The sequence below is a fragment of the Streptomyces sp. NPDC058457 genome (assembly GCF_042720695.1).
Lineage (GTDB): Bacteria > Actinomycetota > Actinomycetes > Streptomycetales > Streptomycetaceae > Streptomyces.
Window position 1 is genome coordinate 1 of sequence record NZ_JBHXLU010000015.1, and the last position, 11,613, is coordinate 11,613.

7 protein-coding genes are annotated in these 11,613 nt (G+C 70.7%); all 7 read right to left on the reverse strand.

Annotated features, from left to right (window positions below; translation table 11 throughout):
* Positions 1-110: 110 nt before the first annotated feature.
* The 7 genes from ACFWPS_RS14815 to ACFWPS_RS14845 all read right to left on the reverse strand — a co-directional run bounded on the left by ACFWPS_RS14815 (position 111) and on the right by ACFWPS_RS14845 (position 11,243).
* The gene (locus tag ACFWPS_RS14815) at positions 111-824 is read right to left on the reverse strand and encodes a hypothetical protein (RefSeq protein ID WP_383704859.1); all 714 of its coding nucleotides are present in this window, start codon (positions 822-824) and stop codon (positions 111-113) included.
* A gap of 43 nt (positions 825-867) precedes the next feature.
* Entirely contained in the window at positions 868-3,105 is a 2,238-nt protein-coding gene (locus tag ACFWPS_RS14820; RefSeq protein WP_383704861.1) for a glycoside hydrolase N-terminal domain-containing protein, read from the reverse strand.
* Complete coding sequence (locus tag ACFWPS_RS14825; RefSeq protein ID WP_383704863.1) at positions 3,102-5,087, reverse strand: beta-galactosidase; 1,986 nt, start codon at positions 5,085-5,087, stop codon at positions 3,102-3,104. Before ACFWPS_RS14825 ends, ACFWPS_RS14820 begins: the two co-directional genes overlap by 4 nt.
* Complete coding sequence (locus ACFWPS_RS14830; RefSeq protein WP_383704865.1) at positions 5,084-7,285, reverse strand: 1,4-beta-glucanase; 2,202 nt, start codon at positions 7,283-7,285, stop codon at positions 5,084-5,086. Before ACFWPS_RS14830 ends, ACFWPS_RS14825 begins: the two co-directional genes overlap by 4 nt.
* A gap of 251 nt (positions 7,286-7,536) precedes the next feature.
* Positions 7,537-8,481, reverse strand: a complete 945-nt coding sequence (locus ACFWPS_RS14835) for a carbohydrate ABC transporter permease (protein ID WP_383704867.1) — start codon at positions 8,479-8,481, stop codon at positions 7,537-7,539.
* Positions 8,478-9,527, reverse strand: coding sequence for an ABC transporter permease (locus ACFWPS_RS14840; RefSeq protein WP_383704869.1), 1,050 nt, complete (start codon positions 9,525-9,527; stop codon positions 8,478-8,480). The genes ACFWPS_RS14835 and ACFWPS_RS14840 overlap by 4 nt, the downstream gene beginning before the upstream one ends.
* Before the next feature lie 27 nt (positions 9,528-9,554).
* The gene (locus ACFWPS_RS14845; RefSeq protein WP_383704871.1) at positions 9,555-11,243 is read right to left on the reverse strand and encodes an extracellular solute-binding protein; all 1,689 of its coding nucleotides are present in this window, start codon (positions 11,241-11,243) and stop codon (positions 9,555-9,557) included.
* Positions 11,244-11,613: the final 370 nt, after the last annotated feature.

The window sequence follows — 11,613 nt, forward strand, 5'->3', positions numbered from 1 at the left end:
GCCCCGCCCCCCCCCGCGCTCTCCCCCAACCCCCCGGGCGGCGCGGCGTGCTGTCGGGGGTGGCCGGGGCGGGGGCGCCCCCCCTCGTGGGGCGCCCCCGCCCCGGCGGCTCAGCTGCTGCTGACGCTCTCGCTGTTGACGGTGAAGTCCAGCCCGCCGGACGAGGACGTGATCTCGAAGCCGAACTGCAGGTCACCGATGGTGACGTTGCCGAACCAGCCCTTGGTGTCCTTGATCCACTTCAGGATCGGCAGGATGTCGATCGTGCCGGAGCTGGAGTTGGAGCTGCGGACGAACGAATAGACGTTGTTCGAGCCGTTGTTGCCCTTGTAGACGGTCCAGGTGTTGCTGCCCAGCGTGAGGGTGCCCTGTGAGGTACCGAGCGGTCCGACGGCGCCGGTCTTGTTGACCCAGAGCATGATCTCGTTGGCGTATCCGGTGTCCCAGATGTCGTACGACGTGTTGTACGCGCCGGACGACGGGACGGTCACGTTGTAGCTGCTGGTGAGCGAACCCAGCGAGGTGATCGTCTTGTTGATCACCTTCTTGGCGTTGGGGTACGACTTGATGCCGCCGGTGTTGGGGTGGTTGGCGTTGACGCCCCAGTTGGTGCCGGAGTTGGCCCAGATGCACTGGCTGCCGGCGCCGGAGCCCCAGATGTTGTTGTAGAGGGTGTAGCCGTTCAGCGTGGTGTTGCCCCACTGGTCGCAGGAGCTCCACACGGCGGCCGAGGCGGGGGCCGCGGCGAGGCCGACGGTGGCGCCGAGGGCGAGCGCGGGGGCGATCAGGGCGGTGGCGACCCTGCCGAGCGTGCATGTTGCCATGGGTGTCCCTTCCATGGGTGGGGGGAGGTGCGGGTGGGGGTGGCTACCACGTCCCCAGGGTGAGGACGTGGTCTTCTCCGGCGACGAGGTCGAGCGGCCGACTGCCGGAGGAAGTCCACAGGTCGATGCGGAGCGACCGGTGCGGTGTGAGGACGGCTCGCCCGCCGTCGGGGGTCCAGGAGAGGTCCAGTTCGGCGCCGAAGCGGGTGCGGACGCCGGTCAGCCGACCCCGGCCCAGGGCTGCCGGGAGCGCGGGGAGCAGAACGAGCCGGTCGGGGGTCGACTGGACGAGGGCCTCGACGATCACGGCGGGCAGGGCGTGTGCGGCGTCGGCGTTGTAGACGTGGCGGTCCGGGTAGTGGGCGCTCATCAGGGAGGTGTGGAAGAAGTCGCCGTCCAGGACCCGGGCGAGGGCGGCGGCGACCCGTGCGCCGTCCCGCAACCGGGCGGCGATGAGCGCGTGGTGGAGGTGGCCGTGGGCGGAGTCGTTCTCGGCGCCGCGCAGTTCGAGCGCGCGGTGGGCGGCGGCCGCGAGCTCCGGGGTGTCGTACGGGGTGATCTCGTCGAGCGGCCAGACGCCGTAGAGGTGGCTGAGGTGGCGGTGGTCGTAGGTGTCGTCGAGGCCGGGCCAGGCCCATTCGGCGAGTGCGCCGTCGGAGTTGGTGCGGTGCGGGGGCAGCCGGTCGGCGAGGGCGCGCCAGCGGGCGGCGTCCGGGCCCGGGTGGTAGTCGGCCGCGGTGCGCAGGGCGTGCCGGGCGGCGGAGAGGTCCATCGCCGCGTTGACGGCACCCCAACTGGCGTTCGCGGGCCGGTTCTCGGGCGAGTAGGAGGGGACGATCACTAGGTGGCCGTCGGCGTCGGTCCGGGTGAGGAAGTCCTCGTAGAACCGGGCCACTTCGGCCAGCGCCGCCGCCGTGCCGGGATCGCGGTCGCCGCGGATCTCGTCGTGGTCGACGAGCGGCTTGAGCAGCCAGTCGGCGCCGGCCGTCCACAGCTGGTGCGGATACTCGCGGTCGAAGTGGTACGAGTACCCGGACTCGCCGTCGGTGTGGGTGGGCGCGACGACCCCCCGGGTGCCGAAGACGGCACGGGCGTTCTCCCGCCACTGCGGCAACTGGCGGTGGATCAGGGCCGCTTGGGCCGCGGTGACTTCGGGCAGGGCGGTGGCTGCCGCCGAGGCGGTCTGGAGGTTGAGGTTGGCGTTGGTGGTGAACGCCCCCGACCAGGCGGTCTCCCAGTCCCCGGTCCACAGGCCGGTCAGGCGGGGCGGGTTGAGGCCGGAGGCGGAGAGCAGGTGGTAGCGGCCGGCGGCGAAGAGCCGTTCCAGGAGGGCTGCTCCGGCGGGTTTTGTCAGCAACCGGGACCCGGGGAGAGCGCGTTCGGCCGGGTCGGCGGCCAGGTCGAGGGTGACGCGGGTGTAGGCGGTGCGGTGCGGGCCGAGGTGGCGGGCGAGCAGCGCGTCGTACGACGGCCGGTCGGCTAGCAGGTCGCCCAGTTCGCGCGCCTCGGCGGTCACGTCGAGTTCGCCGGTGTGGCGGCGGACGCGGGTGAGGAGGAGGACGGACTCGGCGCCGGTGACGCGGACGCCCGGGGGGACGAGTTCGGTGGTGCCGCCGGTGACGGCGACGAGGGTGACGCCGGTGTAGGCGCGGTCGCTGCCGGGGTAGCGGGCGCGCAGGCTGAGCAGGGCGCCCTCGGGGGTGCGCAGCGCGCCGTGGCCGACGCCCAGGCCGGACGGGGCGCCGGGGAGCCGGTGGTCGAGGGCGATGTCGAGGGCCGCGGTGCCGGTGACCTGCTGCACGATCACGTCGTCCGCGCGGGAGACGAAGACCCGGCTGGCCCGGTCGGCGGTGGTGGCGGTGGCCTCGCCGGTGGTGAAGTCGACGGAGCGGCGGTAGCCGTCCGGCCGGCCGTGCGGCCTGCGCAGCCGGATCTGGAGGGCGGGGTGGAAGGGCTGGACCCACTGGAGCGGGCGGCCGTCGGTGAAGCTCTCGGCGGCGTCGGACTCCCCGGCGAGCAACCTGTCCTGCACGCCCGCGAGTTCGGCCGCCAGACGGGGCGGACGAGCGTGTTCGCCGCCGTTCGGGCGGACGAGGGTGTGATGGGTGACGATGACACGGTCGTCGTTCGGATCGCCGAACACGAGGACGCCGTGACGGCCGTTGCCGCTCAGGAAGGCGTCCTCCCAGCGGGCGGCGGGGGCGGGCTCCCAGGTGCCGTGGACGGGGCCGGCGGCGGTGGTTGTGGCGGTGGCTTCTTCGGTCTTGCCGGTGGCGGTCATGGCTTGAGCACCGCCACTCCGTAGCGGCCGAGGACGGCCTCGTCCGTGACGGTCGTACCGGTCAGCAGGTCTCGATGTGTTCCCATGAAGGGGATCTTCACCTCTTCACGGCCGTGGTTGAACAGGAACAGCAACTCGCCCCGGCGGATCGCCTCGACGCCCGCGGGCAGGCCGTCGAGGACCGGGCGCACCCCCGCGTCCGCCGCGATCCGGCCGAGCAGCTCTCGCAGCGCCTCCGGCTCCGGGAGCGTGGAGAGATACCAGGCCCGTCCGGTGCGCAGCACGGCGGGCAGCCCGTCGAGTTCCCCGCCCCGGTACCGCACGGTCTCCGTGACGCCGGGCGCGGCCTCGATCTCCTCCGACCAGAGGGTGCCCCGGAAGCCCTCGCAGGCGACGGTCTCTCCCGCGTCCAGCGGCCACCATTCGTGCAGGGTGCGGATGCCGAACAGCGCGCGCAGCCGTGCGTCCATGCCGCCGGGACGGATCCGGTCGTCCTCGTCGGCGATGCCGGTCAGGAAGCCGCTGACGAGGGTGCCGCCGCCGCGGACGTAGGCGAGGAGGTTGTCGATCGCGGTGTCGGTGAGGAGATAGAGCTGCGGGACGACCACCAGCCTGTAGGCGAGCAGGTCGTGTTCGGGGTGGGCGAAGTCGGTGGTGAGGTTCGACTCCCACAGGGCCCGGTGCCAGGCGTGCAGGACGTCCGGGAGGTCCACCTCGGTGGAGAGCCGGCCTTCGTGGGCGCCGGCCCACCAGGAGTGCCAGTCGTGGAGGATCGCGATGTCCGCTCTGACATGACGTTCGGTCACCTCGGCGCCGATGGCGGCCAGTTCGGAGCCGAGCTGCTTGACCTCCTGGTAGGTACGGCCCTCCTCCCCCGCGTGGCTGACCATTGCGGAGTGGAACTTCTCCGCGCCCTGCCTCGACTGCCGCCACTGGAAGTAGCAGACGGCGTCCGCGCCCCTGGCCACGGCCTGCAGGGACCACTGGCGGTTGAGGCCGCGGGGCTTGGGGTGGTTCACCCCGCGCCAGTTGACCGGCCCGGCGGCCTGCTCCATGAGCATCCAGGGGCCGCGCGCCTGGGAGCGGGTGAGGTCGTGGACGAGCGCGCCGTGCTGGGCGCCCAGCGGGTCCCGCGGGTCGGGGTAGAGGTCGACGGAGACGACGCCCTCCGCGGCCGCCCAGCGCCAGGCGTCCTGGCCGATCCAGAGCGGCATGAAGTTGGTGGTCACCGGGATGTGCGGGGTGTGCCGGGCGACGATGTCCCGTTCGGCCGTGTAGCACTCCAGGAGCATGTCGGAGGTGAAGCGGCGGAAGTCCAGCACCTGGGTGGGGTTCTTCAGGTAGTGGGCGTGGCGCGGCGGCAGGATGCCGTCCCAGGCGTCGTAGCCCTGGCTCCAGAAGGCCGTGCCCCAGGCGGAGTTGAGGGCGTCGAGGGTGCCGTAGCGCTCCCGCAGCCAGCGGCGGAAGGCGGCGGCGGCCTCGTCGCCGTAGTCGAAGGTGCAGTACTCGTTGTTGATGTGCCACAGGGTGAGGGCGGGGTGGCCGGCGTAGCGGGCGGCGAGGTCCTCGGTGATGGCGGCGGCGTGCCGGCGGTAGGTGGCGCTGGAGTGCGAGAAGTGCTGGCGGCCGCCCCACCACTCGGTGCGGCCTTCGGCGTCCCGGGGCAGGGTGTCCGGGTGCAGCCGCCCCAGCCACGGCGGCGGTGCCGCGGTGGGGGTGGCGAGGACGACACCGATGCCGTGGTCGTGCATCAGGTCCATGAGCCGGTCCAGCCAGCCGAAGTCCCGCTCCCCCGGCTGCGGTTCGAGCCTCGCCCAGGAGAAGACGCCCATGGTCACGGAGTTGACCCCGGCGGCCTTCATCAGCCGGACGTCCTCCTGCCAGGTCTCCTCGGGCCACTGCTCGGGGTTGTAGTCGCCGCCGAAGAGGATCCGGCCGCGGGTGGCGTCGGAGAGACCCGGGGGCTTTCGTCCGGCTGTCATCGGACCGGGTCCCCGTACTGGATGCCGCGCCCGTTGGTGGCGAGGTAGACCCGGCCGTAGACGCGCGGATCGCCGGTGACGGCCTGTCCGATCCAGCCCCACTGGTGCCGGTCGTCGTTGATGCGGACCCAGGTTCCGGCCTCGTCGTCGGAGCGGTGGACGGCCGTGACGGACTCCGTGGAGCCGACGAGGTAGATCGCCGGGTAGTCGGCGCCGTCGGCGGCCCTGCCGAAGCCGAGGGTGTAGGCGGCCCAGCAGCTGGCGACCTTGCTGAAGGTGGCACCACCGTCCGTAGACCGGTACAACCCGTTCCACTTGACGCTCAGCCACAGGTCACCGGCCCTGCCCGGGGCCGCGACCAGCTGGAACTGGCTGTCTCCCGCGGGCAGACCGGTCGCACGCGCCGTGAACGTCCGGCCACTGTCAGTGCTGGCTTGTAGCGTTCCTGTGTCGGTGTCGTACGCGTAGAAGAGCGCCGGGTCGGCCGGGTCGGCGACCGGCGTGGCGCCCTTCGGGAAGGAGGAGATCTCGGTCCAGGTGGCGCCGTTGTCGTCCGACCGGTGGGCGGGGTACTTGGTCCCGTCCCAGTGCACGAAGGACCACAGCAGCACGCTGCCGTCGGCGTTGGCCGCGATCGGCCCCGGTGCGTCGCGGGCGAGGGAGGGCTGGGCGGCGAAGGGCGCCCAGGTCCGGCCCCCGTCGTCCGAGAAGGCGCCGTTGCCGTGGTCGCCCCAGCCGGTGCGGACCACGTACGCCGGCCTGCCCGCGGCCTGCGCGAGCCCCGTCGCCGACCCGAACACGGGGTTCGTGGCCATACCGCGGGACGGAGACGCCGTGAGCCGCTCGTGGTACAGGACGCCGATGTCTCCCGAGCCGCTCAGCAGGTGCGCCTCCCCGGCCGGGGGCGACACCAGCCGGACCACGGACGTCTCCTCCAGGCCGCGGATCCGCGGGGCCCAGTGGACGAGGTCGCGGGTGCCGTAGAGGGTGGCGCCGGTGCCGTAGACGATGTGCTTCGAGTCGTACGGATCCACGGCCACGGCCAGGATCCACCAGCCGAACTTGGGCTGGTCAGCACCCCACTTCAGGAAGGGGGTCTCCGACACGTCGAAGACAGCGGAGTCCTTGAGGGACGTCCAGGTGCGGCCGCCGTCGGTGGTCCGGTAGAGGGTGTCCACGGCCGTCCACCGGTTGTTCGTCGAGACGACGACGGTGCCGGGCCGGCGGGCGTCGACGGCGACCCCTCCATACCCGAAGGTGTCGCTGCCGCCGGGCGCGGCCGGGGTGACGTCCGTCCACCGCCCGGTGGCCACGGCGAGCTTGTGCACGCTGCCGTCCGACTGGCCGTTGGGGCCGGGGGCGTCGGCGTACGTCACGTACAGCTCGCGGGCGTGGCGGTCGTAGGCGGCGCGGACCGGGACCCTGGCGGAGGTGCCGGAGGGTTGGCCGGGGACGGCCTCCCAGGCAGCCCCGTCGGCGGTGCGGTACAGGCTGACGGCACTCGCGCCGCCGTCCCCGTCCGCCCAGCCGGCGTAGACGGCACGGCCGACGGCGACGAGGAGGCTGACGCCCTGGCCGGAGGCGGACGGGGTGGCCGGGAAGCCGGGGGCTGCCGCCCAGGTGGCCCCACGGTCGGTCGACCTGAGGAGTCCGTCGTGCCGGGTGCCCAGCCACAGGGTGTCGCTGTCCCTCGGGTCGACGAGGAGGCGCTCGCCCATGCCCCGGCCGTCCTCGTTGGCGCCGAGTTTCACGGTGAGGTCGGTACGGGTCCAGGTGGCGCCCCGGTCGTCCGAACGCAGGACCGCGCCGTTGCCGGCCCAGGACTGGGCGTAGGTGCCGAGGGCGAGGTAGAGCCGGTCGGGGTGGGCGGGGTCGACGGCGAGGGCCTCCACGCCGAGGAGGTTCCAGTCGTCCCAGCCGAGGTGGTCGGTGAGGGGGGTCCAGCGGGCGGTGCGGGCGTCCCAGCGGTAGGCGCCGCCGATGTCGGTGCGGGCGTAGGCGAGACCGGGGGTGGTGGGGTGGAAGAGGACGCCGGTGACGAATCCGGTGCCGCCGATCACTGCGTTGCGCCAACGGTACGCATGCGCCTGCGGCTGGGGCTCGGCCGCGTGGGCGGTGGCGGTGAGCGTCGGGAGAGCGGTGAGGGCGGTTGTTGCTGCCGTACCGGCGAGGACGGTTCTGCGGCTCAGGGTGGGCATGGGGAACCTTCGGTGGGCGTGGGTCGGGTGGGTGGTCCGGGGTGGGGGCGGGGGTCGGGGGGTTTCGCTCGCCCGCGCTTGCGGGGTGCCGCTGCGCCCACCCGTGCCGCCCCAGCGGCACGACTGCCCGCAGCTATGTAGCTGACGCGACTGCAGCGCCCCGTAAGGGGCGCGGGGAACTGCGCGATCAGCCCCCGCGCACCCGCAGTCGCCGACGCTCCCCGGCCGTCCCGCCCGGAAGGCGACGTCGGCTACCCCTTCACCGCCCCGGTGAGCATCCCCTTCTTGAAGTGCTTCTGGACGAACGGCGAAAGCACCGCCACCGGCAGCAGTGCCATCACCATCACCGCCATCTGCACTGCGAGCCCCGACAGTTCGCCCGTCTTGATGGACTGCGCGAGTCCCACCGGGGCCTGCTGTTTCTGGACGAGCTGGATCATGACGTTCTGCAGGGGCATTTTGTCCTGGTCGTTGAGGTAGAGGGACGCGTTGAACCACGCGCTCCAGTACCCGACGGCGTAGAAGAGGGTGATGACCGCGAGGACCGCCCGGGACAGCGGCATGACGATCTGCCACAGGATCCGGAAGTCGCCGGCGCCGTCGATGCGCGCGCTGTCGGTCAGTTCCGGCGAGATGCCCATGAAGAACCCGCGCAGGACGAGGATGTTGAAGACGCTCACGGCGCTCGGGAGGATCAGGGCGAGATAGCTGTCGGTCAGGCCCAGGGACTGGACCAGCAGGTACGTCGGGATCAGGCCGGCGCTGAAGAACATCGTCGCCATCAGCAGCAGCAGGAACCAGCGGTGGCCCAGCGACCCGATGCGCGAGAGACCGTACGCGCACAGGACGGAGACGGTCATCGAGAACACCGTGCCGACGAGCGTGATCAGGACGCTGATGACGGTGGCCCGGGTGACCTGGCCGCCGCTGAGGAGCTCCCGGTAGGCGACGAAGGTGATGCCCTTGGGAATCATCACAAGGCCGCCGGCCTCGTCGATGGTCCTGCGGGAGGACAGGCTGGTGACGACCACGATCCAGAGCGGGAAGAGGACGCCGAGACAGGCCAGGATGAGAACCAGGCCCTTGCCGGCCACGCCGGCCCCGCTCGGTTCCTCCTCCCAGACCGGGCGGGGCGGTGCGGCCCACCGGGACGGCGGCCGCTCCCGCAGCGGCGGTTTGTCGGTGACGGCGGTCATTTCTTGTACACCCCCTGCTCGCCCATGAGATGGGCCACCTTGTTCGCGGCGAGGACCAGTCCGAGGCTGACCACGCCCTTGATGAGGCCCGCGGCGGCCGCGTAGCCGAAGTCCTGGTTGCGGACGCCGTTCCACCAGACGAAGGTGTCGAGGACCTCCGAGGCTCCCGGCCCGACGGCGTCGCGTTGGAGGAGGATCTGTTCGAAGCCGACGGTCAGGGCATCTCCGACGCGCAGCACCAGCAGCAGGGCGATCACCGGGCGCAGGGCGGGAAGCGTGACGTGCCAGATGCGGCGCCAGCGGCCCGCTCCGTCCATCGCCGCCGCCTCGTAGAGGTCGGGGCTCACCGACGCCAGTGCCGCGAGGAAGACGATGATCCCCCAGCCCGCGTCCTTCCAGACGCCCTCCGCCGTGACGAGGAACTTGAAGGTCGACGGGTCGGTCATGATGTCGAGGCCGTCATAGCCGTGCTGCCGCAGCAACTGCGACAGCAGGCCCGCGCCGCCGAAGATCTGCTGGAAGACGGAGATGACCAGCACCCAGGAGAAGAAGTGCGGGAGGTACAGGACCGCCTGGGCGATCGCCCGCACCCGGGGCCGGACCACACTGTTGATGAGCAGCGCGAGGGCGATCGGGATCGGGAAGAACAGCACGAGTTGCAGGAAGAACAGCACCAGGGTGTTCTTCACCGCGTTCCAGAACGCGGAGTCGGCGAAGATCTGCTGGAAGTTCTCGATGCCCACCCACGCGCTGTGCAGCATGGAGACGATGCCGTTGTCGCTGACGTACGGGTCGTAGTCCTGGAAGGCGACGATGTTGCCGAGGATCGGCAGGTAGTTGAAGACCAGGAGCAGCAGGACCGCCGGCAGGGTCATCAGGATCAGGGCGCGGTCGCGTCTGAATCTGAGGCGCAGGCCGAGCTTCCCGGTCTTCGCGTTCTTCGTGTTCTTCCTGGTTCCGGTGGCGCCGCCGGAGGCCACGGGAGTCCTCCCCGTACCGTCGTCGTCTGCCTCGGCCCTGCTGCGAGGCACCGTGCTGTGGGACACGGCCGTTCTCCTTGCCTCAGTGCCCGGTCAGCTCGCCGAACCGTTGTCGTCGAGCAGCTTCTGGTACCAGTCGCGCAGCTTGTCGCCGCCCTTGCTCTTCCATTCGGCGACGGCCTGCTGCATGTCGCTGATCTTCTTGCGGCCGCGGGTGATGTCGTCTTCCAGCGTCTCGAAGTCGTCCATGAGGTTGGTGTAGCGGGACGGCTCGGTGATCATCTGGCCGAAGAAGCTGGACTTCCTGGTGAAGCCGCCCATCCGCTGCTGCCACTCCACCTGGGCCTTGGCGACGTCGGGGAAGTCGGGGTGGGCGATGGTCGCGGCGGGGCTGGCGATCATGACGTAGGCGTTGATGACCTCGTTGTTGCCCCGCGTGGTCTTGGTGGGCACGCCGTTCTTGACGGTGTAGTGGGTGCCCTCGACGCCGTAGTTGGTCGCCATGTACTCCTTGGTGCCGTACGGCGCGGCTGTGACGTTGGCGGCGGCCAGCACGTCGTGGATGACGGACTCCGAGGCCTTCTTGTTGACGAAGGCGAAGATCCCGGCGGGCTGTTCGGCCCAGACCTGCGGGTTTCCGCCGTCGTGTCCGTAGACGTCCATGCCCCAGACCTTGAAGTCCGGGTTCTGGGTGGCCTGTTCGGCGGTACGGCTCCACCACTGGCTGATGTCCTGGGCGTAGATGAGGAACTCGCCGGCCGCGAACTTGGGGCCCGGGTCGGGGGCGTTCTTGCCCAGCTTGGCGTCGGGGTGCACGACCCCGGCGGCGAAGAGCTTGCGGGTCCACTCCAGCGCTTCGAGGTACTCGTCGGTCTCGATGCGGTTGATCAGCTTGCCGTCGACGAGGTTCCAGCCGAGCGGCTTCTCGCTGCCGGAGAGCACGCCGAACATCTGCCAGGCGGTCCACTTCATGTCCATGCAGGCCCAGCGTTTGGCCTTGGCGTTGGTGATCTCCTTGGCCAGGGAGAGGAACTCGGCCGCCGAACGCGGGACCTCGTAGCCCTCCTTGTCGAAGATGTCCTTGCGGTAGAGGGGCACGATGTTCGTCACGTACGAGGACGGCATCGGCAGTCCGCGCAGCTTGCCGCCGAAGATGCAGCGCCGCCAGGCGTCGGTCGGGATGGCGGCGAGGTTCGGGTAGTCCTTGACCTTGTCGCCCGACAGATACGGGCCGAGGTCGGCGAACTTGCTGATGATGGCGGTGGGTATCTTGCCGCCCATGTTCCAGTTCGGGATGACCACGACGTCCGGTACGTCGCTGGAGGCGAGGACCGCGCCCAGCTTCTGGTCGTAGGTGTTGCCGTCCTGGTTCTGCCACTCGACGTCGACGCCGATCATGTCGTTCATCGCGTTGTAGTACAGGTTGTCCTGCTTGGGCGGGGAGCCCCAGAACGGTGACATGACGGTGACCTTGCCGCCCTTGCCGAGCTTCTTCGGGACCGAGGTCTTCAGGGTCGCCAGGTCGAGCTTGCCGGTGAAGCCGATCGCCGAGCCGTTCTTCGACGGGATGTCCGGGGTCACCACGTTGTTCGCGACGTAGGCCGGCAGCAGCTTCTGCGCGCCCTTGCCCGACGAGGAGCCCCCTCCCGAACCGCTGTCCGACGCCCCGCAGGCGGCGAGCAGCGGCATTCCGCCCGCCACCGCTGCGGTGGCGACTGCCGTGGAGGCGAGGAAACTTCTCCGGCTCGGCCCGGAGGGGGCGGAAGCGGCGTTCGGCGTCATTGCGTCAACCCTTCATGGCGCACCAGGACACCCGGCGGTGGCCGTCGGCTGCGGTGTCTTGAGTGGAACTGGCTGAGCTGAAGCGATCCCCCGACCCGTGTCATGCGTCCCTGGCGGGAACCGGCTGGCCGACTGAGCGGCGGGCCGGCTGACCGACTGTTCTACTAGTCGAAGCGCTTCGATGTTGCTGCGAGGTTAAGTGAACACCCGAGGGTGCACAAGGGTCGCTCCCAAGATTCCTCCGAGGTATGGGGGATGACCTCTTCGTATGCGCCACTTGAAATATCGCCGACCATCCCTTGACACCCACCCCTGCGTCGAATGAGCATCGAAGCGCTTCGAAAGGACCTCGCCGCTCCATCGCAAGGGG